Annotated in this window: 27 protein-coding genes and 1 pseudogene; 18 read left to right on the top strand and 10 right to left on the bottom strand. The window is 38.6% G+C overall.

Annotated features, from left to right (window positions below; all coding sequences use genetic code 11):
* Window positions 1-3: 3 nt before the first annotated feature.
* The 4 genes from ACO1D1_RS17395 to ACO1D1_RS17380 all read left to right on the top strand — a co-directional run bounded on the left by ACO1D1_RS17395 (window position 4) and on the right by ACO1D1_RS17380 (window position 5,189).
* A complete protein-coding gene (locus tag ACO1D1_RS17395) occupies window positions 4-873 on the top strand; it encodes a Cof-type HAD-IIB family hydrolase (protein ID WP_149869206.1) in 870 nt (289 codons plus the stop codon).
* Between the two features lie 109 nt (window positions 874-982).
* Window positions 983-2,494, top strand: a complete 1,512-nt coding sequence (locus ACO1D1_RS17390; protein WP_149869207.1) for a coproporphyrinogen III oxidase — start codon at window positions 983-985, stop codon at window positions 2,492-2,494.
* Window positions 2,495-2,631: 137 nt separating this feature from the next.
* Window positions 2,632-4,254, top strand: coding sequence for a long-chain fatty acid--CoA ligase (locus ACO1D1_RS17385; protein ID WP_423336573.1), 1,623 nt, complete (start codon window positions 2,632-2,634; stop codon window positions 4,252-4,254).
* A gap of 143 nt (window positions 4,255-4,397) precedes the next feature.
* Window positions 4,398-5,189, top strand: a complete 792-nt coding sequence (locus ACO1D1_RS17380; RefSeq protein ID WP_423336572.1) for an enoyl-CoA hydratase — start codon at window positions 4,398-4,400, stop codon at window positions 5,187-5,189.
* 40 nt (window positions 5,190-5,229) lie between these two features.
* On the opposite strand, the gene ACO1D1_RS17375 is transcribed toward ACO1D1_RS17380, so the two are convergent.
* On the bottom strand, window positions 5,230-5,415 hold the full coding sequence (locus ACO1D1_RS17375) for a YhzD family protein (RefSeq protein WP_423336571.1): 186 nt from the start codon (window positions 5,413-5,415) through the stop codon (window positions 5,230-5,232).
* A 121-nt stretch (window positions 5,416-5,536) separates the two neighbouring features.
* On the opposite strand from ACO1D1_RS17375, the gene ACO1D1_RS17370 reads away from it, so the two are divergent.
* The 7 genes and pseudogenes from ACO1D1_RS17370 (at window position 5,537) to ACO1D1_RS17340 (ending at window position 13,333) form a co-directional block, all read left to right on the top strand.
* Window positions 5,537-6,436 carry an ABC transporter ATP-binding protein gene (locus ACO1D1_RS17370; protein ID WP_423336570.1) on the top strand — a complete coding sequence of 300 codons (900 nt, stop codon included), beginning with the start codon at window positions 5,537-5,539 and terminating at the stop codon, window positions 6,434-6,436.
* A complete protein-coding gene (locus ACO1D1_RS17365) occupies window positions 6,429-7,682 on the top strand; it encodes an ABC transporter permease (RefSeq protein WP_423336569.1) in 1,254 nt (417 codons plus the stop codon). The genes ACO1D1_RS17370 and ACO1D1_RS17365 overlap by 8 nt, the downstream gene beginning before the upstream one ends.
* A gap of 111 nt (window positions 7,683-7,793) precedes the next feature.
* Complete coding sequence (locus ACO1D1_RS17360) at window positions 7,794-9,029, top strand: metallophosphoesterase family protein (protein WP_423336568.1); 1,236 nt, start codon at window positions 7,794-7,796, stop codon at window positions 9,027-9,029.
* A 1-nt stretch (window position 9,030) separates the two neighbouring features.
* Window positions 9,031-10,434, top strand: a complete 1,404-nt coding sequence (locus ACO1D1_RS17355; RefSeq protein ID WP_423336567.1) for an AAA family ATPase — start codon at window positions 9,031-9,033, stop codon at window positions 10,432-10,434.
* Window positions 10,340-12,043: an ATP-binding protein gene (locus tag ACO1D1_RS17350; RefSeq protein WP_423336566.1), complete on the top strand. Its 1,704-nt coding sequence runs from the start codon at window positions 10,340-10,342 to the stop codon at window positions 12,041-12,043. Before ACO1D1_RS17355 ends, ACO1D1_RS17350 begins: the two co-directional genes overlap by 95 nt.
* 43 nt (window positions 12,044-12,086) lie before the next feature.
* Window positions 12,087-13,032: pseudogene (gene yhaM, locus ACO1D1_RS17345) on the top strand (3'-5' exoribonuclease YhaM).
* 112 nt (window positions 13,033-13,144) lie between these two features.
* Complete coding sequence (locus ACO1D1_RS17340; RefSeq protein ID WP_149869216.1) at window positions 13,145-13,333, top strand: sporulation YhaL family protein; 189 nt, start codon at window positions 13,145-13,147, stop codon at window positions 13,331-13,333.
* 57 nt (window positions 13,334-13,390) lie between these two features.
* Here the strand turns inward: ACO1D1_RS17340 and ACO1D1_RS17335 are convergent, their stop codons facing one another.
* A complete protein-coding gene (locus tag ACO1D1_RS17335) occupies window positions 13,391-14,266 on the bottom strand; it encodes a peptidylprolyl isomerase (RefSeq protein WP_149869217.1) in 876 nt (291 codons plus the stop codon).
* 217 nt (window positions 14,267-14,483) lie between these two features.
* On the opposite strand from ACO1D1_RS17335, the gene ACO1D1_RS17330 reads away from it, so the two are divergent.
* Both ACO1D1_RS17330 and ACO1D1_RS17325 read left to right on the top strand, forming a co-directional pair.
* The gene (locus ACO1D1_RS17330; protein WP_149869218.1) at window positions 14,484-14,573 is read left to right on the top strand and encodes a YjcZ family sporulation protein; all 90 of its coding nucleotides are present in this window, start codon (window positions 14,484-14,486) and stop codon (window positions 14,571-14,573) included.
* A gap of 35 nt (window positions 14,574-14,608) precedes the next feature.
* Entirely contained in the window at window positions 14,609-14,701 is a 93-nt protein-coding gene (locus ACO1D1_RS17325) for a YjcZ family sporulation protein (protein ID WP_149869219.1), read from the top strand.
* 109 nt (window positions 14,702-14,810) lie between these two features.
* On the opposite strand, the gene ACO1D1_RS17320 is transcribed toward ACO1D1_RS17325, so the two are convergent.
* Window positions 14,811-14,990, bottom strand: coding sequence for a hypothetical protein (locus tag ACO1D1_RS17320; RefSeq protein ID WP_066084143.1), 180 nt, complete (start codon window positions 14,988-14,990; stop codon window positions 14,811-14,813).
* 217 nt (window positions 14,991-15,207) lie between these two features.
* Between ACO1D1_RS17320 and ACO1D1_RS17315 the strand changes: the two genes are divergently transcribed.
* Window positions 15,208-15,546, top strand: a complete 339-nt coding sequence (locus ACO1D1_RS17315) for a DUF1878 family protein (RefSeq protein WP_149869220.1) — start codon at window positions 15,208-15,210, stop codon at window positions 15,544-15,546.
* 7 nt (window positions 15,547-15,553) lie between these two features.
* On the opposite strand, the gene ACO1D1_RS17310 is transcribed toward ACO1D1_RS17315, so the two are convergent.
* Window positions 15,554-16,129, bottom strand: coding sequence for an HTH-type transcriptional regulator Hpr (locus tag ACO1D1_RS17310; RefSeq protein WP_149869221.1), 576 nt, complete (start codon window positions 16,127-16,129; stop codon window positions 15,554-15,556).
* A 162-nt stretch (window positions 16,130-16,291) separates the two neighbouring features.
* Window positions 16,292-16,654: a YtxH domain-containing protein gene (locus ACO1D1_RS17305; protein WP_423336565.1), complete on the bottom strand. Its 363-nt coding sequence runs from the start codon at window positions 16,652-16,654 to the stop codon at window positions 16,292-16,294.
* A gap of 187 nt (window positions 16,655-16,841) precedes the next feature.
* On the opposite strand from ACO1D1_RS17305, the gene ACO1D1_RS17300 reads away from it, so the two are divergent.
* Window positions 16,842-17,033 carry a hypothetical protein gene (locus ACO1D1_RS17300; protein ID WP_149869223.1) on the top strand — a complete coding sequence of 64 codons (192 nt, stop codon included), beginning with the start codon at window positions 16,842-16,844 and terminating at the stop codon, window positions 17,031-17,033.
* Between the two features lie 68 nt (window positions 17,034-17,101).
* On the opposite strand, the gene ACO1D1_RS17295 is transcribed toward ACO1D1_RS17300, so the two are convergent.
* Window positions 17,102-17,629 (bottom strand): tryptophan transporter, encoded by a 528-nt coding sequence (locus ACO1D1_RS17295; protein WP_149869224.1) that lies wholly within the window; start codon window positions 17,627-17,629, stop codon window positions 17,102-17,104.
* 134 nt (window positions 17,630-17,763) lie between these two features.
* On the bottom strand, window positions 17,764-18,183 hold the full coding sequence (locus tag ACO1D1_RS17290) for an HIT family protein (RefSeq protein WP_423336564.1): 420 nt from the start codon (window positions 18,181-18,183) through the stop codon (window positions 17,764-17,766).
* Window positions 18,184-18,770: 587 nt separating this feature from the next.
* Between ACO1D1_RS17290 and ACO1D1_RS17285 the strand changes: the two genes are divergently transcribed.
* The 3 genes from ACO1D1_RS17285 to ACO1D1_RS17275 all read left to right on the top strand — a co-directional run bounded on the left by ACO1D1_RS17285 (window position 18,771) and on the right by ACO1D1_RS17275 (window position 21,531).
* Window positions 18,771-19,511, top strand: a complete 741-nt coding sequence (locus ACO1D1_RS17285) for an ABC transporter ATP-binding protein (RefSeq protein WP_149869226.1) — start codon at window positions 18,771-18,773, stop codon at window positions 19,509-19,511.
* Window positions 19,504-20,715 (top strand): ABC transporter permease, encoded by a 1,212-nt coding sequence (locus ACO1D1_RS17280; protein WP_149869227.1) that lies wholly within the window; start codon window positions 19,504-19,506, stop codon window positions 20,713-20,715. The genes ACO1D1_RS17285 and ACO1D1_RS17280 overlap by 8 nt, the downstream gene beginning before the upstream one ends.
* A gap of 93 nt (window positions 20,716-20,808) precedes the next feature.
* Window positions 20,809-21,531, top strand: coding sequence for an EcsC family protein (locus ACO1D1_RS17275; protein ID WP_423336583.1), 723 nt, complete (start codon window positions 20,809-20,811; stop codon window positions 21,529-21,531).
* 19 nt (window positions 21,532-21,550) lie between these two features.
* Here the strand turns inward: ACO1D1_RS17275 and ACO1D1_RS17270 are convergent, their stop codons facing one another.
* The 3 genes from ACO1D1_RS17270 to ACO1D1_RS17260 all read right to left on the bottom strand — a co-directional run bounded on the left by ACO1D1_RS17270 (window position 21,551) and on the right by ACO1D1_RS17260 (window position 24,938).
* Window positions 21,551-22,726 carry a M20 family metallopeptidase gene (locus tag ACO1D1_RS17270; RefSeq protein ID WP_423336563.1) on the bottom strand — a complete coding sequence of 392 codons (1,176 nt, stop codon included), beginning with the start codon at window positions 22,724-22,726 and terminating at the stop codon, window positions 21,551-21,553.
* 200 nt (window positions 22,727-22,926) lie between these two features.
* Complete coding sequence (locus ACO1D1_RS17265; protein WP_423336562.1) at window positions 22,927-24,324, bottom strand: hypothetical protein; 1,398 nt, start codon at window positions 24,322-24,324, stop codon at window positions 22,927-22,929.
* Window positions 24,325-24,446: 122 nt separating this feature from the next.
* Complete coding sequence (locus ACO1D1_RS17260; protein WP_423336561.1) at window positions 24,447-24,938, bottom strand: antibiotic biosynthesis monooxygenase family protein; 492 nt, start codon at window positions 24,936-24,938, stop codon at window positions 24,447-24,449.
* Window positions 24,939-25,092: the final 154 nt, after the last annotated feature.

The raw sequence follows: 25,092 nt of genomic DNA, 5'->3' as shown, positions 1-25,092 counted from the left end.
AACATGATTTATCGCTTGCTTGCGTTAAATATTGATGGAACGCTTCTCCAATCCAATGGAAAAATTCATAAATCAACAAAAGAAGCTATTGAGTATGTCCAGCAAAAAGGAATTTACGTAACGCTCGTCACATCTCGCAGCTTCCCTTCAGCTAAAAAAGTGGCTAAAGCGTTAAAAATAAAATCACCGCTCATCACCCATCAAGGGGCATATATTGCGGGTGCTGAGACAAAACCAATTTATGTAAAAAGAATTAATGAGGATATTACCTATGATACAGTCCGACTTTTAGAGACGTTACCATGCCAAATCCGCCTCGTCCATGAACAATTTTCATTAGCCAATAAGTTAAAGCTTCACAATCAGTTGCTGGCAAAAACAGTCTTCACTTCGGGTGATCCTGTTTTCTATTCACAACAATTTGTGTCTACATTGAGCGAATATTTACATGACCAGCCGGTAACTACCCCGAAAATTGAGGTATATTTTGAAGACCAACAAGATTTAAAGGATGCTAAAAATGCATTAGCTAACATGTTTACCGAGGTTGACGTCATTGAGCTTGATTCGTTACGGCTGGATATTGTTGCTGCAGGTGTCTCAAAACTAACAGGACTAACCTATCTGGGCAACCAGCTTGGCATTCGAAAGAGTGAAATGGTTTATATCGGTGATAGTTTGGACGATATCCCGCTCATTGAAGCCGCCGGTCTTGGTGTATCTATGTGGAATGCCGATTTCAAAGTAAAACGAGCGTCTGACTGGGTAACAAGGTCAAAAAATGAACATGGTGTTGCCTATATGGTCAAAGAGCATTTCCGCAAACAACAGCCAATTGAGTTTTTAAGAAAAATGAAAATTATTAAAAATTAACCTAAAAAGATATCATCCGCTTCCGCAGATGATATCTTTTTCAATGACAATAAAATCCACTGTATTGACCTTATTTTTGCGATTCTGTAAACTATAAAAAGGTGATCTAATGAAAATTTCGATAATAGGATTAGAGGATGAAAGATTTAACCGGCCGCTGCAGCTCATTGCCAATTTATTTTTTGAAGAGACAAAGATACTTATGGGTGATGCTGAAGACGCCGACCTCAAAATAAAATTTACTTTACAGGTTTATGAACATATCATTGTTTCTGCAGCATTACATGATATGAGCGGGAAAGTACTTACCTCTCGCTATCAAAAAGAAATGATACCAGTTGATTCCGAAAAGGAAAGATTCAAGCAAATAAAAAATGCCATGGCCCATGTCTATTTAACTGTGCTTCAGGATTTGACAGGCATTACGCAAAAATGGGGTATTTTGACAGGGATCAGACCAACCAAATTACTTCATCGGAAAGTGCGTGAAGGGATACCGTTACAGAAAGCGCATCAGCAATTAAAGGATGATTATTTAATCACCGACGAGAAGATTGAACTGATGCAGCAAATTGTTGACCGCCAGCTTGCTGTTGTTCCTGACCTGTACTCGCTTCAAAATGAAGTTAGTATCTATATTGGCATCCCATTTTGCCCGACAAAATGTGCCTATTGCACATTCCCTGCCTACGCCATTAACGGAAGGCAAGGCTCGGTCGATTCTTTCTTAGGCGGTCTTCACTATGAAATGAAGAAAATTGGTGCCTGGCTGAAAGAGAATGGAGTCCGGATTACAACCGTCTACTATGGCGGGGGCACCCCGACAAGCATTACAGCGGAAGAGATGGATATGCTTTATGAGGAAATGTACGCGTCGTTTCCGGATGTGAAACAGATCCGTGAAATTACGGTTGAGGCGGGCCGTCCGGATACAATTACACCTGAAAAATTAGACGTTTTAAACAAATGGGATATCGATCGGATTAGCATCAATCCGCAATCCTATACGCAGGAAACATTAAAGGCAATAGGCAGACATCATACTGTTACGGAAACGATTGACAAATACCATATGGCACGAAGTATGGGTATGAATAATATTAATATGGATCTAATTATTGGGTTACCGGGTGAGGGGATTTCTGAATTTACCCATTCCTTGGCTGAAACGGAAAAGCTGATGCCTGAATCCTTGACCGTTCATACCTTATCATTCAAGCGGGCATCAGAAATGACCAAAAATAAAGAGAAATATAAGGTCGCGGATCGCGAAGAGGTCGAAAAGATGATGGAGCTTGCCCAAAATTGGACGAAAGATCATGGCTATGTGCCTTATTATTTGTACAGACAAAAGAACATTCTCGGCAATCTTGAGAATGTCGGCTACTCCCGCCCAGAACAGGAAAGTATCTATAATATTATGATCATGGAGGAGCAGCAGACGATTATCGGACTTGGCTGCGGGGCAGCAAGTAAATTTATTGATCCCGTTTCCGGGAAGATTACTCACTTTGCCAACCCTAAGGATCCGAAATCCTATAATGATGGGTTTGAAGCCTACACCGATGAAAAAATAAAAATATTAAACGAACTATTCTCTAGTAAAGAATCTCCTGCTTAAAACGAGCAGGAGAATTTTTTCTTTCAGCAGTTCTTAATAAAGGATTATACCTTCTAAATGTCGAATAATTACAAGGATTGCCCCATATATTTCTACGGGCGATTAAAACGCTTTCACTTTTGGAGGGGATTTTCGTTATGATGCAAACACCTTTAACGATGACGCAAATGATTGAAAGAGCGGAAAAGTTTTTTCCTAAGAAACAGGTTGTATCAAGAACGGCAAGCGGCATCCACAGGTTTACCTACAAACAAATAGCCGAAAGAACGAGAAGGCTTGCTGATGGCCTGACAAAATTAGGGGTTACAAAAGGTGAGAGGGTCGGTACCCTAGCCTGGAATCATCACCGCCACCTGGAAGCCTATTTTGCAATACCGTGTATGGGAGCTGTTCTCCACACCATTAATATCCGTTTATCACCTCAGCATATATCCTACATTATTAATCACGCTGAAGATAAGGTTCTTCTTATTGACGCGGACATCCTGCCATTACTTGAAAGCTGTGCAGCCGAATTAAAAACCGTGAAAGCATTTATTATTATGACTGATGAAAAAGAATTGCCGGAAACAAAACTCTCTCCCGTCTATCATTATGAACATCTGTTAGAAGAAGCAAATCCAGAATTCAACTATCCGTCCAATCTTGATGAAAATGATCCTGCCGGTATGTGCTATACATCGGCGACAACAGGCAATCCAAAAGGAGTCGTCTACTCCCATAGAGGAATTTTCCTGCACAGTTTGGCTTTAGGTCTTGCTGACAGTGCGGCCATAAGTGAGAAAGATATTGCACTGACTGTTGTTCCAATGTTCCATGCAAATGCATGGGGAATGCCATTTGCGGGGGTCTGGTTTGGTACTACACTCGTTCTTCCAGGCCCGTATTTCACGCCAAAATTACTGACGGAGTTAATTGAACAAGAAAAAGTCACGATTACAAGCGGTGTTCCGACGATCTGGCTCGGGTTACTTAAAGAACTTGAAGAAGGTAACTATGATTTAAGCAGTTTAAGGGGCATTTTATGCGGCGGGTCGGCTGCACCAAAAGGGATGATTAAAGCCTTTGAGCAAAAATATAAGGTGCCATTCATGCACGCCTATGGAATGACGGAAACAAGTCCGCTTGCGCTCTTCTCAACATTAAAAAGTTACCAAGAGGATTTGGATTATGAGGAAAGACTTAATTTGCGGGCCAAGCAAGGAACTCTTGTGCCTGGGCTGGAAATGAAAATCATTGGAAAGGATGGCGAAGTTGCCTGGGACGGCAAAGAAATGGGCGAATTATGCCTTCGGGGCCCATGGATTGCCTCTGAATATTATAAGGATGAGCGAACAAAAGATGCCTTCCATGATGGTTGGCTTTATACGGGGGACGTTGTCACGATTGATGAAGAAGGTTTCGTGAAAATTGTTGACCGAACAAAGGATATTATTAAAAGCGGCGGCGAATGGATTTCATCCGTTGATTTAGAAAATGCCTTAATGGCACATGAGGCAGTGTTCGAAGCGGCAGTTGTTGCCGTACCGCATGAAAGATGGCAGGAACGGCCGCTAGCCTGTGTCGTGTTAAAGGATGCTTATAAAGGAAAAATTACCAAGGAAGAATTATTAGCGTTTCTAACCCCGCAGTTTGCCAAGTGGTGGATTCCAGATGAAATCCTTTTCCTTAATGTAATCCCTAAAACATCTGTTGGTAAATTCCTGAAGATGGTCTTACGGGACCAAGTCCAAAAAGAAGTATCGCGAAAAAATGAATAAACAAAAGGCAAGGGATATCTCCCTTGCCTTTTGCGATGAATGTTAAAGAGGAAAGGAAGATTCAATATATTAAGAAAACTTATTTTTATTCCTCGCTTTTCCATATATAATGGAATTGAATGAAGAAAAAGGAGGGATTTACCATGTCGATGTATTTTGTAACAGATAAGGTAAATTTGCGGATTGATGGACGTGTGGCAACACTTGAAATGAACAGACCTGAAAGCTTAAATGCAATGGATACAGAAGTTATTAAGGGGCTTGTTTACCAGCTTAAAGAAATTAGCGATTCAGATGATATTGACATTGTGGTGATAACAGGTAAAGGCAAGGCCTTTTCAGCTGGCGGTGATATTAAAACTATGCTTTCCAACATGAATGAAAACGATTTCTTCCCTGTTATGGATTGTATAAGTGAATTAATTATAACTCTTTACAGCATGCCTAAGCTAACCATTAGTGCTGTTACAGGTGCTGCAGCCGGTTTGGGATTTAGTTTAGCATTGGCAACAGACTATATTATCGCAGACAAATCAAGCAAACTGGCAATGAATTTTATTGGAATTGGTCTGATCCCTGACGGCGGCGCCCACTTTTTTTTAGAAAAGAGATTGGGTGAAACGAAGGCAAAGCAGGTGATCTGGGATGGGAAAATGCTAAGTGCCGACGAGGCGTTTAACCTTGGGCTGATTCAAGAGGTTGCGGCTGGTGAACTTCAGGAGGCATTGGATTCAAGAGTTGCCGATTGGTTAAGCCGCCCGGTTCAGGCGATGATTAAAACAAAAAAAATTATGGCCGAGAAGAATCGGCCGCAATTATTGAAAATATTAGAATTAGAAAAACATGGCCAGCAAAAAATGCGTGAAACGATTGATCATCAAGAAGGTATCAAAGCCTTTATTGAAAAAAGGAAACCGAGGTTTATCGGAAAATAATAGTGAGGCGCATGAAAAATTGTTCATGCGCCTTCTTCTATCATGAATGGAAAAGCAAGAGCTTGCCGCTCGGTGATGTGCAGCGATGCGTTTTTCCTAGTAAATCTTTCTCCAATAATAACTGTTCCCCATGTCTCTTCGCTGCCTCGTCATTTTCAGCTTGAAAGCTTTCGTCTAATAGCTTTTCACCGTTTGCTTCAAATGCTGTTAATTTATACATCTTCATTATAAAAACCCCTTTTAAAAATAATATACTACCATTTTTGCATAATTCCCAAAATAGCGCAAAAAGGAAAATGAAACCATTTTATGCTATATTCGTATTAAGGAAGGAAAGGAGTGAGGTAATGGTTTTAAAACTTGAACATGTTACTAAACGGTTTGGGCAATTTACGGCCGTTGACGATTTATCCTTAACGATTCCGGAAAAAGAAATGTTTGGTTTCCTAGGAGCAAACGGTGCAGGGAAAACAACTACGTTCCGGATGATATTAGGTTTGCTCGACAGCACGGCCGGGAGAATCACATGGGATGATCGACCGATCGATTATTCGACTAGCAAGCTGGTTGGCTATCTGCCGGAGGAAAGAGGTTTATACCCTAAGCTGAAAGTCCGTGACCAAATCGTCTATTTAGCGAGATTAAGAGGAATGCAGAAGAGTGAGGCCATAACCGAGCTTAAAAAGTGGCTGGAACGATTTAAAATTCCCGAGTACGAGAATAAAAGGGTAGAGGAACTATCAAAGGGGAATCAGCAGAAAATCCAATTCATTGCGGCTGTTGTACATAATCCGAAATTAATTATTCTTGATGAGCCATTTAGCGGACTTGATCCGGTAAATGTTGAAATGTTAAAAGAAGCTGTTTTAAGTCTAAAACAAAATGGGGCAACCATCGTATTTTCAAGCCACCAAATGCATCATGCCGAAGAAATGTGCGAGCATCTTTGCATCATGCAAAAAGGAAAACCGGTAGTTCAAGGTTCTTTAAAGGAAATTAAACGTGAGTTTGGCAAAAAGAATTTGATGATCCATGCTGATTTTCCTTTAGAATCATTGGCTCATTTTCCTGGGGTGGTTAAAGCAACCAAGACGATGGAAGGAATTTTTTTACAGATTGAGGGTGAGCAAGTGTCAGATAGTATCTTAAAAGAGATTGTTGGCAAAGGGTTCATCCGAAAATTTGCACTTGAAGAACCGTCTTTAAATGACATTTTTATCGAGAAAGTAGGTAATTCATATGAATAATTTTTGGATTATCCTTTTTCATACCTATTTAAACAAACTAAAAAGTAAATCGTTTATCGTCACCACGATTATGACGGTGATCATCGTATTAGCCCTGACAAATATCAATAATATCATTAATCTTTTTGATAAGAATGGTGGAAAAGACAATGTGGCCGTATTGGATGAAACTGGGGAACTTTACGCCCCATTTAAACAACAACTTAAAACAATTAACAAAGATATAAACTTAACGCTTTATAAAGGCAGTGAAGAGGAAGCGGTAAAGGAAGTAGAAAAGGGAGATGTAAATGGAGTTATACTGTTACGGGTAAATGATGAAAAACTTCCTGAAGCGACCTATAAAGCCATGAGTATTGCGGATTCTGCCCTATTTACTGACCTTCAGACAGCTTTGCAGCAGGTAAAGACGATGCTTGCGGCCTCACAGATTAATTTGGCTCCGGCGCAGCTGCAGAAGCTCTATGAACCGGTATCCTTTGAGAAAGTTGCACTTGAGAGAGATGCCAAAACGGAAGAAGAGCTTAATCAGGCCCGGGGTCTCGTTTACGTTCTGTTGTTCATCATTTATTTTGCCGTGATTATGTATGCCAACATGATTGCGATGGAAGTAGCGACGGAAAAGTCCTCAAGGGTCATGGAGATATTAATTTCCAGTGTCTCGCCAATTAAGCAAATGTTTGCAAAAATTTTAGGGATTGGCCTATTAAGTCTTACGCAATTAGCAGCATTTTTAATTGTAGGTTATTATTCATTAACAAAAAATATGGAATCGTTAAAAGAAGGCTTTTTTGGTGTATATGGGTTTGGCGAGATTCCTGTCGGGACCATCATCTATGCGGTTATCTTCTTTATTCTCGGCTATTTTCTATATGCCACTCTTGCGGCCTTTTTGGGCTCACTTGTCAGCCGGATTGAAGATGTCCAGCAGATGATTACACCGATGACGTTGCTCGTAGTGGCAGGATTTATGATTGCCATGTTTGGCCTTGGAAAACCTGATGCCTCGTTCATTACAGCGACGTCCTATATTCCTTTCTTCACACCGATGATTATGTTTTTACGTGTTGGGATGCTGACAATCCCGGCTTGGGAGGCATTAGTAGGAATCGCCATTCTTATCGCAACGATCATAGTGTTAGCTATATTTGGGGCCAGAGTATATCGAGGTGGCGTCTTAATGTATGGAAAGTCTAATTCCTATAAAGATATTAAAAAGGCAATACAATTAACAAAGAATGAATAGTGTTTAAAAGCTTTACCATATTGGTAGAGCTTTTCATTTTTTTTAGAACAGAACGTGCATTCGCTTTTTGGAAATGCTACAATAAAGAAAAGACGTTGAGAGGATTTTGTTATGAAAAAGATATCGTTTATTCATGCAGCGGATCTTCATTTGGACAGCCCGATGATTGGATTAAAGCATTTACCGGCAAATATCTTTTCTAGGGTAAAGGAGAGTACCTTTACAGCCTTAAAAAAACTTACCGCAGAAGCAATCGAGCAGCAGGTTGATTTTTTGATTTTAGCGGGTGATTTATTTGATGGAGAAGATCGCAGTTTACGGGCACAATCGCGCTTTCGGACGGAAATGCTTAAGCTAGCTGAAGCGGACATTCCTGTTTACGTAGTTCATGGAAACCACGACCACTTAAATGGGTCGTGGGTGCATCTTGACATGCCTGCCAATGTTCATGTGTTTCATAGTGAGGTTGAAACAAAAGTGCTGCAGACGAAGAGTGGTGAATGGGTGCATCTTTATGGCTTTAGTTACGCCACCAGGCATATATTTGACCGAAAAATAGATGATTACATAAGGGTAGATGGGGCAGATTTTCATATTGGCATTCTTCATGGCAATGAAAGTACAGGCATTGACCACAATAACTACGCCCCATTTTCAGTCAAGGACTTACACGCAAAAGACTTTGATTATTGGGCTCTGGGACATATCCATAAACGGGCCGTTTTGTCTGAAAATCCCCCGATTATTTATCCGGGTAATATCCAAGGGAGAAATAAAAAGGAAACCGGCAGTAAAGGGTTTTATCATATTACCTTGTCAGAGATTGATGCAAAATTAGATTTTATCGAATCGTCCGATATCGTCTGGGAGGAACTTGTGATTAATGCTGAATCAGCAAGCAGCTTTCATGATGTACTTCGTTTATGCCAAACAGCCATCAGCCAAGTGCGCAAAATACAAACAGGCACCCTGTTAAGGCTTAGTTTAAAAAACATTCAATTAGCCGATGAACGTGAAACAAGAAGCTTACATGATGACCTTATGGAGCTTCTTAGAGAAGATGAAAAGGATGAGGTGTCCTTTGTTTGGATTGTTGAGTTAAACATCACCGAAAGTTTCCCCATTGATAAAGAACAATTAAAAACAGAAGCTAACTTTTATGCTGAGCTATTTGAAACAATAGAACAATATGACAATGTCGAACATGCTTTAGCACCATTGTATGAACATTCCTTGGGAAGAAGGCATTTGTCTCAATTATCAGACGCTGAAGAAAAAGAACTGCTTGAAAAGGCAGAGAAACTGCTGATCGAATTACTTTATCAACCTGTGGATAGAGGTGGATGAGTTGAAAATAATTGGAATGCACATATATGGCTTTGGACAATTAGAGAATCTTAAAATTGCGAACTTGGAGGATTTTCAAGTTTTTTACGGTGAAAATGAAGCTGGTAAGTCAACGATAATGGCTTTTATTCATGGAATCTTGTTTGGTTTTCCTACTAAACAACAAACAGAGCTTCGTTATGAGCCAAAGCATAGCAGCAAATACGGCGGAAACATTAGGATTTATCATGAAGATTACGGATACGCCGTTATTGAACGAATCAAAGGAAAAGCAGCCGGCGATCTGAAGGTAGTATTGGATGCAGGAGAAATTGGCGGCGAAGAACTGTTAAGAGAACTGACAGCGAATTTCGATAAAAGTTTATTCCAAGCAATTTTTTCTTTTAATTTGCATGGGCTGCAAAACATTCAGCAAATGAAAGGGGAAGAAATCGGCAAGTTCTTATTCTCTGCCGGAACATTAGGTACAGAACAGTTAGCGAAAGCCGAAACTGTCCTGCAGAAAGAGCTGGAAGCCCGTTTTAAGCCGTCCGGAAAGAAACCGCTATTAAATGAAAGATTACAGGAACTTCATGAAATCAATGGAGATTTGAAGAAAGCAGCTGCAAAGAATAAGGAATATGAAAACTTGGTTTCTAAGAAAGACTTGCTTCAACAGGAAATGGCCGAATTAACAAATTCACTTCAGGATATTGGCGAAAAGGTAGAGAAATTGACTGAATGGAAGAGAATCGAGCCGCTTGTCAAAGAAGAAAAGTGGATTAAAAAGGAGCTTAAAGAGCTGGGGGAAATTGTATTCCCAGCACGCGGGCTTGAAAGAATGGAGCATTTAAATCAATTAATCCATCCTAAGAAAGCAGAAATGATCAGTATAAGCGAGAGAATAGAAAATTTAAAAAAGGAATTAGCGGAGATTGAGCCAGAGCATTCGATTCTTGAAAATGAGTCTGCTATTTTAGGATTGCTTGATCAAGTTCCGATTATGGAGCAATTATTGATAGAAAAACAGCAATGTGAGACAAAACTTGCGGAGTATGAAGAAAAACTTGCAAGTACAAGAGAAAAGCTTCATTTACCCTTACAAGAAGAAGAAATCATTGCAATCAACACAAATATTTATATGAAAAAACAAGTTGAAGCTGCTTCTAGAAAAAGACAAAAACTCGAAGAAATAAAAGAAGAGTTAGAGGACCGCTACCTGGAAGAAAAAAATACGCTTGAGGAAATAGAAAAAGAGGTCCGATTTGCTGAAAGACAGGTACTGCCTAAACAAGAAAGGGAGAAGATCGAAAAACAGATAAGTGATTCAAATGATAAACAAAGCCTTGAATGGGAATTTGAGGTCCTTACAGGAAAAACAAGAATTCCTACAGCAGGCACAGGAACGGGACAAAGCATCATATGAACGTATGCAAAAGCAGAGGAAGCTGCAATTTTTTCTATTTGGATGTTTATTATTAGGACTGATTGTGTATGGGGGGGTCACAAAGCAGTGGGGACTTCTATTTCTTGGAGTGTTAGGCTTTTTTGCCATGGTTGTTTTGAAAACAAAGAGTTCCAAAGTAGATAAAGAAGCAGACATGAAGAAAGAGATTAATGGGTTAAGAGAAAAGGAAAAGGAGTTAAAGGAAAAACTTCAATCCGCAGAATATATTGAAATCACATGGCTAAAGAACCAATTACTGCAGGATAATCATCGGCTTGAAGAGCTGCAGATGCATAAAACCAAACTAAAACATCAGCAATCTCAATACGAAAAGATTTTGAATAAATTTGAACAATGGGAAGCAGACGCGGTTCAAAATAAAGAAAAGCTGATATCCATCAGCAGAGAATTAAAGATTCCCGAATATATCGCTGCTTCTTTTTTACAAGAAGCTTTCGAATTAATAGAGCAATATAAAGCGATCTGCAGAGAAAAAAATCAAACCCTTTTAAGACTAGAGCAAATAAATCAGCGGCAGTCAAAAATAGTTGAAGGGATAAACTCGTATGAGGATGTATTTTTGCAAGAAAAAGGCTTAGATATGCATAATTCAGCTTATCTGCTTAGAAACAAGCTGAAGGAAGAGCATGAAAAGCAGATAAAAAGTCAGGAAAGATTAAGGAAGCTTACCGAACTAATAGCTGATTTAAACCAAAAATCTCAAGAAGTGGAGCTAATACAAACTGAAAGAAATAAGCTGTTTTCTGCTGCAAAGGCTGACTCCGAACTTCAATTCTATGACCTTGGGGGCAAGACAGAAAAACATGATAAACTTTTAGAAAGGCTTAATCAGCTTGAGATCCAGCTTCAATACTCACTCCTCCCTGTCCATGATAGGGAAACCTATTTAGCGGTTCATAATCCGGATGAAGCAGTCGCCAATTACAATTCAGAAGCACAACATGTAAAAGCTAAATTGAAAAAGCTTCAAGAGGAACATGCCGCGATAAAGTACGAAATACAACTACTTGAGGATGGAGGGGTGTATTCAGATATTCTCCACCGCTACAAGCAGAAAAAATTTGAAATGGAAGAAATAGCGAAAGAGTGGTCAGTCTATAGTTTATCGCAAGCCATTTTGGCACAAACGATAGAGAAATATAAAAACGTTCATCTTCCGAGGATGCTTTCAAAAGCGGAGGAATATATGTCATGGCTAACGGATGGAAGGTATACGAGGATTCACCTGCAAAAAGAAGGTTCTGGCTTTCTTGTTGAGCGGGAAGATCATACTTTATTTGCGGCAAATGAGCTAAGCCAAGCAACGATGGAACAATTGTATGTCTCTATCAGGCTTGCACTGACAACAACGCTATATGAAAAATATCAGTTTCCTATTATCATTGATGACAGCTTTGTCAATTTTGATGCAAAACGCACACAAAAAGTGGTTGAACTTCTAAAAAGGCTGGAACGTAATCAAATCTTATTTTTTACATGTCACTCACACCTGCTTCACCAATTCCGGAGGGAAAATATTCTATCATTAGCAAAAGGTACTGTTGTAAATTATTTAATAGAGAAATAGTGGTATATGGTATACTCACACTATGGGAAGGAGCGTGTAAAGGATGGGAAAAGGTATATTAGATTATGAGGTTGGAGAACAGGTTGAATTATTTCTTTTAATCAAAAGCTCCACAAAAGGGATTGCGAGTAATGGCAAGCCGTTTCTAACTTTAATTCTGCAAGATCAAAGCGGGGACATTGAGGCAAAACTTTGGGATGCAGGTGAAGAGGATGAAAAGAATTACGCAGCCCAAAATATTGTGAAAATTCTCGGAGATGTCCAAAATTATCGCGGCAAGAGTCAGCTGAAAATTCGCCAAATTCGTCGAACAAGCCCTGCTGATGGGGTGAAGCTAGATGATTTTCTTGAGACAGCTCCACTTAGTCAGGGAAGAAATGGTCAGCAAGCTGACACAATATATTTTCGAAATGAAAAATCCTAATATCCAAAGAATAACCCGGCATTTAATTAAGAAACATCAAAAATCCTTTTTGGAATATCCTGCGGCCACTAAAAATCATCATGAATTTGTTTCCGGGCTTGCCTATCACGTTGTCAGCATGCTAGACCTGGCCAGAGCAATTGCTTCGTTGTATCCAAGTCTTGATAGGGATCTATTGTATGCAGGAGTTATTTTACATGATATGGGGAAGGTACTGGAATTGTCTGGGCCTGTATCAACGGTTTATACCATTGAAGGGAATTTGCTCGGGCACATAACGATTATGGTTAGCGAAATTGGCAAAGCGGCTGAAGAACTTGGGATATCTGGGGAAGAGGTATTAATTTTGCAACACCTTGTCCTGAGTCATCATGGAAAAGCAGAATGGGGCAGCCCGAAACCGCCAATGATTAAGGAAGCGGAAATTCTTCATTATATAGATAATCTTGATGCAAAAATGAATATGCTGGATCGTGCTTTAGAACGAGTAAAGCCAGGTGAATTTACAGAGAGAATTTTTGCCCTTGATAACCGTTCATTTTATAAGCCAGCGTTTCATAAGTAAATTAAAATAACCCATAAAGGGTTATTTTTTTTGAGAAGAAATGAATATTTCTCGGAATACCGAATAAGTTGTAATAAAAAGTGGACAACCACTAAGAGGGGAGCAATATATTTTGACGATACCTATTTGGATTTATGCAGTTGTGGTTGGAATTGTAATCAGTGCTATAATGGCAATTAAAACGGGTAGAGAAGAACGGGAGGTAGAAAGGGAAAACATTGAGCTAGAAGGAGAGATTTATATTAAACGTCTAGAGCGAGAAAAGGAAATGCGGGAAGAACTTAGGGCTACAGGGGAATAGGCGCTTCAGCTGGACAATAGAAAAAGCGGAAACGCCCTAGGCGCTTCCGCTTTATTATTATTGTTGTGCAGCTGGTGTTTCCGGATTAAGTGCGTCTTTTAAATCCTTATCGCTTACTTTTACGTTCGCTGCTTTAAGTTCACGCTGCATTGCTTTATTAATGTCTTCACTTGTTAATTTAGATGATTTTAATTGGTATTCCATTTCTTTCTTCATTTCATCGTAAGACTTCTTCTCTTTTTTCTCTGTTACTTGGATAATATGATAACCGAATTGTGTTTTTACCGGAGCACTAATTTCATTCGCTTTAAGGGCAAAAGCTGCTTTAGTAAAGTCAGGATCATATTGACCTTTGTTGGTATTATTAATCGTACCTAATTCGCCGCCATTTTGGGCTGACGCAGTATCTGTTGAGTATTCCTTCGCAACTTCATCAAATTTTGCACCGCTATCAAGCTTTTTCTTTACTTCATTAGCAGTAGCTTCATCTTTAACAAGGATATGGCGAGCTTTAATATCCGGCTGATAGCTATCGTAATATTCCTTTATTTCCTTTTCAGATACTTTTACGTCTTTCAGAGCTGCCTTTTCTTGCATCATGCCAAGCTTCATCGTTTTCTTTAAATCGTTTTCACTTTTATAGCCATACTGTGCAAGAGTAGCCTCAAAATTTGAGCCAAGATCTGATTTTAATTGATCGATTTTCTCATTTAATTCTTTATCAGAGATTTTGTAATTCTTAGAAAGAACTTTTTCATATACAAGCTGTTGCAGGGCTTGATCTCCGACTTTTTCTTTCATTGAGTTGTAAAGCTCTTCTTGCGTAATATTTCCTGCCTTACTTTCAACCACCGTATCAGAACCACTTTGATTACAAGCGCCTAATGTAAGAACCCCGCCAGCTATGGTGAGGGCTAAAATCCATCTTTTCATGCTGAATCTCTCCTAAACAGTAAATTCGTATGGCATTTTGTCCACATTCTTTACTATAACATAAATGGGAACTACTGCAAAAATAAAAGATGTGAGGTTTTATTGAAAATTACATAAACGAGTTTAGGACTTTTCCAAAAAAAATAAGCTAAGTGCCTAAACGAAATGAATCCATGTTGAATAGTATATCTTAGCAAATGAAAAAGGAGGTATTTCGATGAGTGCTGGAGGATATGGAGCTGGTTTTGCTCTTATTGTAGTCCTTTTCATCTTATTGATTATTGTTGGGGCTTCTTGGGTTTACTAAAATGAAAAAATTATCATGAGAGGAGGTAAGGATACATGTCTGGTGGAGCAGCTTACGGTGGAGGATTTGCGTTAATTGTAGTCCTTTTCATCCTATTAATTATCATTGGGGCTTCTTGGGTTTATTAAGAAAAAAATGAAAAACTAAAAGCGATGAGACCTTTCCTCATCGCTTCGATTTTTTGTTGGAGTGTTTTCAACACAAATTCAAATCCGCCGTCTTATTTTTACCGTTAGATTATGTATATAAAATTTCCAAATAAGATGAGATCAGTAAAATGGTAATAAGAACATTTATCGTGCGGAACACCTTATGCTGGTTTTCCTCTGGGATTTCTTTTTGGATACAAAGAGAATTTGTCAGTTTATTTACATAAAACAAGATAAAAATAGCGAAGACAATAAAAACGGAGATCATCAATGATTCCCTCCCTGTTGTTCATATTATGCTTTATACAATACCAAAAATTACACAAAAAAGATAGTCATAAAGAATGGAAGAATGTTAGACTTTATTCTACGGTAAAAAATCCTCTATCCGCTGTTGAAACATTACAAAAAAGGTTTACCCCACTCCTTGAAAGGTGAATAATAAGCATGAGAAATGAAACGGCTCGAGTAGGAGGGCGAATAGTATGAATGAACTTGAAATATTGATGAATAGAATAAATCTCCTTGAATATCACCAAAAGTTGTTGGTAAAGCTGCTGCACAATCCTAAACTAGAGTTTTATAAACTCATCATCGAGAAGGGAATGACTGAGCAGGAAATTAATTCATTTTATTATTTATGTGACGAATTGAGCAAGAAATTAGCAGAACAAAAAGCGGAAGGATATGTTTACTTTCATCCGCTTTTTGATAAACTTTCAGCCTCTTTACCAGCAAATCTGAAGATTGAAGAGGTAATAAAAGCATGCTTACTCCAAAATTTATACGAGCCGCTTTTTCAAGAACTCGAAAAATGTCTATGATGGAGATCTAGGCTAGCTCCTGTTCCTTATCTTTCGCCTTTTTCAGTGTCCCATTTTCCTCAACGAATTGACTTTCGATATTATGGAAGGAACGCTCAAAAATTTCCATAAAATCTTCTCCGTAAATATTGCGGACAATCGCCATCATTTCAATAATATCGGGAAATTTCCCGTATAATTCCCGTAATGGCAAAGCTCCAGAGAAAGCGGCATTTCCATTTGGTTCATATGATTCCATGGATTGTAGTAAAATCTCTTCACCTTTATCGGTGAGTTGAATATACGTGTTACGTTTGTCATTTTCCTTTTTTGAAAATTTTAGCAGCCCGCGTTCTTCTAACTTTTTTGAAAAGTTAAAGGCTGTTGAGACATGCATAACCCCAAATTTGGCGACATCCGAGATAGAAGCCCCGTTCAAATGATAGGCGATCCAAAGAATATGATGTTCATTAATATTTAAATCATATGGCTTGATCCATTGCTGCCAATCTTTTTCAATCGACTTCCATAACGCTTTACTTAATTGCGTAATCCTTTGACTAAAAATCATTGCTTCTTTCATTGAATATTGTTTCTCAGTCATCCCCATTTTCACCTACTTTTATATTTCTCTATTATCATTATGCCAATAAAATAAAAATTAATAAAGATATAAATTCACAAAATTTTTAGAAATTATGAAATTTTTATATTGAATTTGTAAATTTTTCATGAAAATGCCTTAGCAGCTTGATAAAAGTAAACACTATTTACCATATTCTGAAATATCTGCTTCTAACTCTTGAACTGTTTCTCTCATTTCAACAAGTTCTTTTTGGATTTCTAGTTGTTGGGCGCGGATATCCTTTTCCCAATGGGCAAGAGAGGATTTAACTTCAAAAAGGAACTTTGAAATTTGTGTTTTTCCTTCCTTTGTCGCGTTGGTTGCGGAATCCTTTAATTGTATTAAGTTCGTTTTAAGTTCCTGTATTTGATCAATTGCTGCCTGTTTATTTTCTTTCAATCTAACTCTTGTTACTTTTCCTGTATTTGGAACTGAGAGCAGCGTACTAATACCTGCAGCAAGTCCCCCTGCTAAAAATCCGTATAAAAAAGGTTTCATCTTCATTTTCTTAGTTTCCTCCACATAATGGTGAATGTTCCAAAAAAACAATTTTAAAAGAATAATTATTTTGACTATTAATCGTTTTCTACACCCTGTTTATCGAGACCTTGTTCATAGGAATGGACGGTAAAACATATAAATAGTTACAACCATTGTTCTGATTAAAGTTTCAAGTAGGGGGACAAAAAAGATGAAGAGTGTTGCTGTGACGTTACTTATTTTAAGTACGCTTCTTTTTTTAGGAACAGTTAAATATTTATTTGATTTCAAAAGGCCAGGAGTCTATCCGCCAAAACAAGTATTAAAGAAAAGAGCAGCTGCATTAGCTGGAGGCGGAGGGATTATCCTGCTGATTGCTATAATTCTTTTAACCTTGACATAGAATGGTTGTCGTATGTAATTTAAGAAAAGAACCCCATGGGGTTCTTTTCTTAAATAAGATCCCGTGCATTACTTTTGAATGACGGAAGCTGTTGACAAATTTGTTCTTTTTACAATTGATTGAGCAACTGGAAACAAAATAATCATAATAACAGTATTTAGTGCGATAGCCGGTAAAACCCCAACAGAAAATAATGCTACAAAAGGTCCTGGTAATTCAAATAATAAAAGGGCCGAGCCTAAAAAGACAGTTCCTGAAATTAATGTTCCAACTGCAGTTAAGATTGCAGCACTAACAATCGGTTTAACCAATTTCCTTAAGACCAAAAATAAACCGAAAAAGATTAATGAAGTGACAATCTTATCAATAATATTTGGGATCTGGCCATTAGGAAAACCTGTGGTTAATGCTGATAAAACTCCAGTTACAATTCCCATTAGCATGACACTTTTTACTTCTGGCACAAGAATAATACCTAAAAACATCATCGCCAGCATCATGTCTGGTTTAATTCCAAGGAAATTTGGCATTACCGTATGCAATACGACCCCAATACCAGCTAAAAGCGCTAAAACGACTAGATTTTTTGTTTTCATTTCTCATCTCTCCTCTGCTATTCTAAGCTATTTGTTCCTCCTGCAGTGCACTGATTGCCTGCAGCGAAAAACTTACAATCATTATACCATATTACTATAATATTAATAAAGATATAATTTTCAGAAAACTTGTTTTACAGCTGTTTAGCAATCGCTGCTGCAATTTCTTGTAACTTTTGAGGTGTATAATCATTTTGATTATTTTTCCAAACCGCTCCAAAACCGTCACCCTTACCGAAACGCGGGATTAGGTGCATATGGAAATGAAAAACAGATTGGCCAGCATGTTCACCGTTATTATTGATTGTATTTAATCCAATGGGGTCGAATTCCTGTTTTAATGCATTGGCAATTGCCGGGACGACTTCAAAAAGATTTCTTGCCATTTCGGGAGTCATTTCAAATAGGTTTTCTTTATGTACCTTAGGAATCACAAGTGTATGTCCTTTAGTTACTTGACTTATATCTAAAAATGCTAAGACATGCTCGTTTTCGAAAACCTTCGCTGCGGGAATTTCACCATTAACTATTTTACAAAAAATACAATCGCTCATACTCATACAACCCCTTTAAAAATTGTTTGTATTATTTTACCACATAATGATGAAAAAGAAAAAGACAGGATCCGCGTGGAATCCTGCCTTCCCGAAGGGGAATTGCTTCAATTTTAACGTTCATTCAGGAGTGTTCTTTGATAAACACCTCATTTTTCATAGAGTGTTTTTTATAAAGAATCATCTTTGTTCAAGCTGACCATCCCCTAATTGTTTTTATATGTTTTCCCAACTTATAAAAACGGGTAGCGATCTGCGGTAAACACCTCATTTGTCGTTTATTTTTTTAGGATAAACAGTTGGTGTTGAACTCTAAATGGATTGAATGCACATTGTACAAAACAACCATCCCCTTATTTGAAACGATTGGAAGCTCACTTGTTTGAAAGGAAATTGTCTTTAACAGACACCTCATTTCAAGTTTTGATGAATTTCTTCATCGAAGTAAGTTATTTCCCCTTCGAATATTATGATGTCCGCTTCCAAAAGAAATATACAAAAAAATTATCAAAAATTGAATTCCTATTTTTATTAAGAGGAATTTGGTAAAATGAAAATCATAACATGCTACGGAAGGACGTTTGCAAATGTCTTTATTAACCATTGAAAATCTTGTCGGGGGATATACAAGGAACCCTGTATTAAAGGATGTTTCCTTTGAAGTAAATGAAAAAGAGATGGTCGGTCTAATTGGTTTAAATGGGGCTGGCAAAAGTACCACCATCAAACATATTATCGGATTAATGGAGCCTCATCGCGGAGCCATCAAAATTAATGGACAATCCTTTACAGAAAATAAAGAAGCTTATCGCCGCATGTTTACATTTGTTCCTGAAACGCCGGTTTTATATGAAGAACTTACACTGGATGAGCATTTAAAATTGACGGCAATGGCATATGGTCTTGATGAAGCCAGCTATAAGCAGCGAATTGCTCCGCTGTTGTCGGAATTTCGAATGGAAAGACGCTTAAACTGGTTTCCAGCCCATTTTTCTAAAGGAATGAAACAAAAGGTTATGATTATGTGTGCCTTTCTAGTTCAACCATCGCTTTATATTGTTGATGAACCATTTGTTGGCCTCGATCCGCTCGGGATTCAATCTCTGCTTGATTTAATGAAAAAGATGAAAGATAACGGTGCGGGGATTTTAATGTCAACACATATACTCGCAACAGCGGAAAAATATTGTGATCGTTTTGTCATTCTACATGAGGGAAAAATACGTGCCAAAGGAACGCTTGCTGAATTAAGAGAGCAGTTCTCGATGCCGGCGGCTTCGCTAGATGATTTATATATTCAATTAACAAAGGAAGAAAATTATGTTTGATGAGAAGAAACTTTGGAAGGACCGCGCCAGCGGCCGAATGAAAGATTTAGGAAGATATTTACGCTACATTTTCAATGGGCATCTTGTCATCGTTTTATTGTTTCTAATCGGTACAGCCGCATTTTATTATCAAAAATGGGTTGAAGCACTGCCTGCAGATTTTCCGGCTGAGCTTGTTTTAGCTGTGATCCTAGGTATTTTTGTCACATATAGTCCGGTCTACAACTTTTTGCTTGAGGCTGACAGGGTGTTTTTACTGCCGCTTGAGGAGAAACTAAAAGGATATTTTCTTCGTTCTGGTATCGTAAGCTTTGTCTTCCAAGGGTATATTCTTTTAATGGTCTTTGCGGTGCTTATGCCGCTGTACGCGCATGTCAGCAATAACGGCTTTCGTTCCTTTTTCCCTTATTTAGTTGTACTCCTTTTGGTAAAGGTCTGGAATTTAGCAGCTACTTGGAAAATTAATTATTACGTTGAATCGTCCGTACATAGATTGGATCTGTTGGTCCGGTATTTCATAAATGCGACCTTTGCTTTTCTTTTATTTAAGCAGGCAAGCATTTTAATTCTCTTGATTATTGCGGTGATTATGGGTTTTTATTATTACAGTTTTTCATTGCGGACAAGAAAAATGGGCTTAAAGTGGGATCAATTAATTGATCAGGAAGAAAAACGGATGGCAGCTTTTTACCGCTTAGCTAACATGTTTACCGATGTGCCAAAATTAAAAGATACGGTAAGGAGAAGAAAATGGCTGGATTTATTTATTAGCAAAATCCCATTTTCCCAAGAAAAGACTTACCTGTATTTGTTTTCGCGAACATTTTTGCGCTCCTCCGACTATCTTGGATTATTCATCCGATTGACCGTTATTGGCGGACTAGCCATTTACTTTATTTCTTTTGGCTTAGGGCAAATTTTACTTAGCATTTTATTTTTATATTTAACTGGATTTCAATTATTACCATTATGGAATCACCATCAAAATAAGTTATGGGTGGATCTTTATCCTGTTGCAAAAACATTCAAGTCAGCCTCGTTTTATTTTTTGTTAATGGTTATCTTAACAATTCAAACAGTTATTTTTACTTTCTTGGTTTTTATAAAGAGCGAAATGAGTCTTTCAGGGCTTACCTTAGCTGCCAGCCTTGTATTCAGCTATCTTTTCGTTCATATTTACGCAAAAAACCGACTAAAAGCATAACCTGAAAATCCCCTTTCATGGGGATTTTTTTTGAAACTGCAGGGGGTGTTCGATCGTAATGAAGAATAGAATAAAGTAAAGGGGTTGGTCATGGTGAACGAATATGAATTAATGGTTTATGAAGAAGTAGAAGAATGGAAACGTAAATTAACCAGACGTTCAGGAATGATGAACCGAATCTCCAAAAAGGCCCAAGTGAAAATTAACGAATGGATTCCGGAAAAGGTCCATGAGGTCATGACGGATAGTATTAAAGCGATGGTTAAAACCACATTATTGGGATCTCAGGTTACCACGAATAAAGATCAGGCCCGCGGGTTAACTCTTGGAGAACGAGATGAATTGGCAAGAAAAAAAATATCAGCTTATCAAAAGACTGCAGTAGTCGAAGGAGCAGGAACAGGCGCGGGAGGGATTTTACTCGGACTTGCCGATTTTCCGTTATTATTAACAATAAAAATGAAATTTCTGTTCGAGGCAGCTTCTGTTTATGGTTTTGATACAAGAAAATATGAAGAAAGATTATTTATTCTCCATGTTTTTCAATTAGCTTTTTCAAGTGAGGAGATCCGTAAAAATACCTTAACCGAAATTGAAAATTGGGAAAGCCGCAAGCAGGTTCTTGTTGAAATGGATTGGCGCAAATTCCAGCAGGAATATCGGGATTATATTGACCTGGCAAAATTATTTCAGCTTGTACCGGGAATTGGTGCTTTTGTCGGCGCCTATGCCAATAATAATCTGCTCAAACATTTAGGTGAAACAGCAATGAACGCCTACCGATTAAGGCTGCTGCAAAAAGCCCCTGAACTCTAATCGAGATCAGGGGTTTTGATTACTCATTATGGATTTGTACTGCTGCTGTTCCTAGTGTTTTTGCAGCAATCAGCATCGCTTTTTCATCAATATCAAATTTAGGATGGTGATGTGGGTACCCGGTATGAACACCCTCTGGTTTTGCCCCGGTGAAAAAGAAGGTTCCCGGAATCTTTTGTAAATAATATGCAAAATCTTCACCGCCCATTTGCGGCTCAGTTTCCTCAATAGTTTTTACTTCTGCAATAATCTTTGCACAGCTAATTAAAAAATCGGTTTCCTTTGCATGGTTGACTACTGCTGGGTATCCCCTCACAAAATCATACTTATAGCTGCTATTAGCTGTATAGCAGGTCCCATGGATGATTCGTTCCATTTCAGCTTCAATAAATTTCCTGACATCCTCATTAAATGTGCGGACTGTTCCGACTAATTTTGCTTTCTCGGCAATGACATTGAAGGCATTCTCTGCGGTAAAAGAGGCAACGGTGACCACAGCTGCTTCAACTGGATTTACCTTACGGCTGACAATTTGCTGGAGGTTTAATACGAGTTGTGAAGCTGTCACGATTGAATCAATAGTTGTATGCGGCTGTGCTCCGTGACCGCCTTTTCCTTGAATTTCTATTTCAAATCGGTCGGCTGCTGCCATGATTGGACCTGTCCGATATTGAATGGTTCCAGTCGGTTCGCTTGCCCATAAATGTGTGCCAAAAATGACATCCACACCCTCTAAACAGCCGTCCTCAATCATTGGTGCCGCCCCTCCGGGAGCATATTCTTCCGCATGTTGATGAATAAATACATAGGTGCCTTCAAGCTCATGCCTTAGTTCATTTAATGCTTTCGCGAGCACAAGCAGTGTCGCGGTATGACCATCGTGGCCGCAAGCATGCATGACCCCGGGTACCAATGATTGATAGGGAGTATCTTTCTCGTCCTGGATAGGCAATGCGTCAAAATCCGCCCGTAAGGCAACGGTTTTACCAGGTTTTTGCCCGTAAACCTTGGCAATGATTCCATTACCGCCTATATTTCCTCTTACTTCGATATTCAATTTTTTATAATAGGACTGAATAAATTTTGCTGTTTTGTATTCTTGAAACGATAATTCGGGATGCTGGTGCAGATAGCGACGGATTGAGACCATTTCATCATAATAAGATTCTAATTTGGTAAACAGCTTATTTAACATATGTAACCTCCGAAGTAGTTAGTATTTTTAAACTATTTTAACACTCCTTTTTGATTATTGTGAGTTTTGGGATAAATTACTTTGAATTAGTGATAATTATGATCATGAAAAGGGGTTACATTGACCGTCCACGGGTAAAAATGGACGAAACGGTAAATGACAGGGAAACAAACAAAGGCCGGTAAAAAGCCGGCCATTAGTCAAATAAGAAATATAGCCACAATCGTCGTCACAACAAGTCCGACTAATACGGGAACAAGATTTCTTCTGGCTAATTCGAACGGATCGACGTTACAAATGGCAGCTGCAGGAATTAAAGCCCATGGGATAAGTGTGCCGCCCCCGACCCAGATTGCTGCAATTTGCCCCAGTGCAGTTAATGTAGCGGCACCTTTACCAATGGCGATGGCAAAAAGACCTGCAACAGAACCTGCTAAAGAAATTCCCGAAAATCCTGAACCATCCAAGCCTGTAATAGCCCCAACGGCCGTTAATGTAATCGCACCAACCGTTTTACTTAATGGGACGATACTTGCAAGAGCTATACCTAAATCATTAACGATTCCATGAGAAGCTTTTGGAAGGAAGTCGCCAATTATTTTGGTGAAGCCGCTGTCACCCAAATAGAAGAATGCCGCAATTGGAATAACAGGACCAAAGACCTTAAAGCCAAATTGGAAGCCTTCAATTAAATATTGGGTAGTTTTTTCCAGTCCTTTGTTTTTGTGGCTCGTTAAAGTAATCATTAGAAGAATGAGAATGGAGGTTCCGCCAATTAAGGCTGTTGCATCCCCACCGGTCAAATCCAGAATGGACATGGCGGCAACGTCAGCAGCAAATAATAGTGGTACTAAAATCGCGAAGAAATGTTTTTGTGCAAGTGATAACAGGTCTGACTGGCTAGTGGCTGCTGATGGACTTTCCTCTATGATATTTGCAGAGGTCTGAAGAATCCCTTTTTTTATATCCCGCTTTAAAAAGTAGAACGCTGTAGCTGTTGTCACAAGACCCATAGTAAACACTAACGGAATACTGGCATTAATAACGTCTTGAACCGGAAGCCCCGCTGCATCGGCGGTAAGCTTTGGTGCAGCTTGAATCACGAAATCCCCTGATAAAGCAATCCCATGTCCGAACAAGTTCATTGCCATGGCCACACCAAGCGCAGGAAGTCCAGCCCGAATCGCAACGGGAAGAAGAACGGCACCTAATAGCGCAACAGCGGGAGATGGCCAAAAGAACCAGGAAATGATCATCATTAAGATCCCAATCGTCCAATAGGCAAGCGTCGGATTACGAATTAATTTCCTAAAAGGCGAGATCATGACATCGTTAATACCAGTCGTTGTTAAGGTGTGACTCATCGCCACAATGATGGAAATAACGAGTATAGTAGACAATAATTCTGTGATAGCATAACTAAAACTGTTGAAAATACTGCTGATCGAATGACTTAAACTGCCTGAGGCGGTAAGTGCAATTAAGAAGATCCCGGCAATACAAACAATGGTCGTGTCCCTTCTCATTACCATAAACCCGATAATTAGAATAATAAAAGCCACGTAAATCCAATGAAGAGCGGTAAGCTCAATAAGCATTTTAGTCCCCTCCTTTCTTTCATCCAGGGCAAAGGCCTATTGGATGTAATACAGGATATGAAAATCACATCCAGTGGTGAGGGGTAAAATGAAAAAAAGAATGGAGTAAAAACCCCATTCCATTATTCAGTGATCGAATATTTGCTCACATATGGAGCACTAGTAAAAACCTTTTGCTGGGAACCAATGATATTGTTTTGATCTATCTTAAAAAATGATGTAGAATTCTGCCATCCCTGATAATATACTTCGGTTTCCCAAACAGTTAAGAACACATACGTATTGGTTGATAAGGGCCGGAGCAGTCGAAGAGCCATTAATCCAGGCGTGCTCTTTAAGTTCCCAGCTTCTCCTTTACATTGATGTTCAAACACCGGACGGCCTTCATCTGTTACGGAGACATGATTCATTACTGCCAAGCCCTCTTTTTTGATTTCCCCAACTGATTCGAATACTTCGTATCTGCGCGGTTGGTTAAACTTTGTTTTTCCCATGGTTTCATGAAGTAACAAGGCCCCATTTTCGTTTATCATCGTAACCATTTTCTCATTCGGATACATGTTTTCCATTCGTTTTAAAAAATCGAATGTTCCGGCGGTCATATAAATATTCATGTTTCATACCCCCTTAATCAATTTTCTATCAGTCTGTCTCTTACTATTTTCCATGCTTACTGATAATTTAAACAAATTTTAACAGTAAAAACGACTTTTTTTTGACAGTTAGTATCGTTAGCTATACACAAATAGGATTAATCGATATAGTGGA

Origin of the sequence: Neobacillus sp. 19, assembly GCF_049463095.1 — a bacterium.
Classification (GTDB): Bacteria; Bacillota; Bacilli; order Bacillales; family Cytobacillaceae; genus Neobacillus.
Note: the sequence above shows the minus strand (reverse complement) of the source record. Positions and strands in the feature narration are given on the sequence as shown.

Excerpts from the sequence above, each read along its gene's own strand:
- ACO1D1_RS17380 (WP_423336572.1), top strand. The coding sequence starts at position 4,398 with ATGTCGATGTATTTTGTAACAGATAAGGTAAATTTGCGGATTGATGGA.
- ACO1D1_RS17375 (WP_423336571.1), bottom strand. The coding sequence starts at position 5,415 with ATGAAGATGTATAAATTAACAGCATTTGAAGCAAACGGTGAAAAGCTA.
- ACO1D1_RS17305 (WP_423336565.1), bottom strand. The coding sequence starts at position 16,654 with ATGAAGATGAAACCTTTTTTATACGGATTTTTAGCAGGGGGACTTGCT.
- ACO1D1_RS17330 (WP_149869218.1), top strand. The coding sequence starts at position 14,484 with ATGAGTGCTGGAGGATATGGAGCTGGTTTTGCTCTTATTGTAGTCCTT.
- ACO1D1_RS17280 (WP_149869227.1), top strand. The coding sequence starts at position 19,504 with ATGTTTGATGAGAAGAAACTTTGGAAGGACCGCGCCAGCGGCCGAATG.
- ACO1D1_RS17295 (WP_149869224.1), bottom strand. The coding sequence starts at position 17,629 with ATGAAAACAAAAAATCTAGTCGTTTTAGCGCTTTTAGCTGGTATTGGG.
- ACO1D1_RS17310 (WP_149869221.1), bottom strand. The coding sequence starts at position 16,129 with ATGACTGAGAAACAATATTCAATGAAAGAAGCAATGATTTTTAGTCAA.
- ACO1D1_RS17335 (WP_149869217.1), bottom strand. The coding sequence starts at position 14,266 with ATGAAAAGATGGATTTTAGCCCTCACCATAGCTGGCGGGGTTCTTACA.
- ACO1D1_RS17270 (WP_423336563.1), bottom strand. The coding sequence starts at position 22,726 with ATGTTAAATAAGCTGTTTACCAAATTAGAATCTTATTATGATGAAATG.
- ACO1D1_RS17320 (WP_066084143.1), bottom strand. The coding sequence starts at position 14,990 with ATGATCTCCGTTTTTATTGTCTTCGCTATTTTTATCTTGTTTTATGTA.
- ACO1D1_RS17265 (WP_423336562.1), bottom strand. The coding sequence starts at position 24,324 with ATGCTTATTGAGCTTACCGCTCTTCATTGGATTTACGTGGCTTTTATT.
- ACO1D1_RS17300 (WP_149869223.1), top strand. The coding sequence starts at position 16,842 with ATGAAGAGTGTTGCTGTGACGTTACTTATTTTAAGTACGCTTCTTTTT.
- ACO1D1_RS17350 (WP_423336566.1), top strand. The coding sequence starts at position 10,340 with ATGATAAACAAAGCCTTGAATGGGAATTTGAGGTCCTTACAGGAAAAA.
- ACO1D1_RS17290 (WP_423336564.1), bottom strand. The coding sequence starts at position 18,183 with ATGAGCGATTGTATTTTTTGTAAAATAGTTAATGGTGAAATTCCCGCA.
- ACO1D1_RS17285 (WP_149869226.1), top strand. The coding sequence starts at position 18,771 with ATGTCTTTATTAACCATTGAAAATCTTGTCGGGGGATATACAAGGAAC.
- ACO1D1_RS17365 (WP_423336569.1), top strand. The coding sequence starts at position 6,429 with ATGAATAATTTTTGGATTATCCTTTTTCATACCTATTTAAACAAACTA.
- ACO1D1_RS17325 (WP_149869219.1), top strand. The coding sequence starts at position 14,609 with ATGTCTGGTGGAGCAGCTTACGGTGGAGGATTTGCGTTAATTGTAGTC.
- ACO1D1_RS17315 (WP_149869220.1), top strand. The coding sequence starts at position 15,208 with ATGAATGAACTTGAAATATTGATGAATAGAATAAATCTCCTTGAATAT.
- ACO1D1_RS17260 (WP_423336561.1), bottom strand. The coding sequence starts at position 24,938 with ATGAATATTTATATGACCGCCGGAACATTCGATTTTTTAAAACGAATG.
- ACO1D1_RS17390 (WP_149869207.1), top strand. The coding sequence starts at position 983 with ATGAAAATTTCGATAATAGGATTAGAGGATGAAAGATTTAACCGGCCG.
- ACO1D1_RS17385 (WP_423336573.1), top strand. The coding sequence starts at position 2,632 with ATGATGCAAACACCTTTAACGATGACGCAAATGATTGAAAGAGCGGAA.
- ACO1D1_RS17360 (WP_423336568.1), top strand. The coding sequence starts at position 7,794 with ATGAAAAAGATATCGTTTATTCATGCAGCGGATCTTCATTTGGACAGC.
- ACO1D1_RS17395 (WP_149869206.1), top strand. The coding sequence starts at position 4 with ATGATTTATCGCTTGCTTGCGTTAAATATTGATGGAACGCTTCTCCAA.
- ACO1D1_RS17370 (WP_423336570.1), top strand. The coding sequence starts at position 5,537 with ATGGTTTTAAAACTTGAACATGTTACTAAACGGTTTGGGCAATTTACG.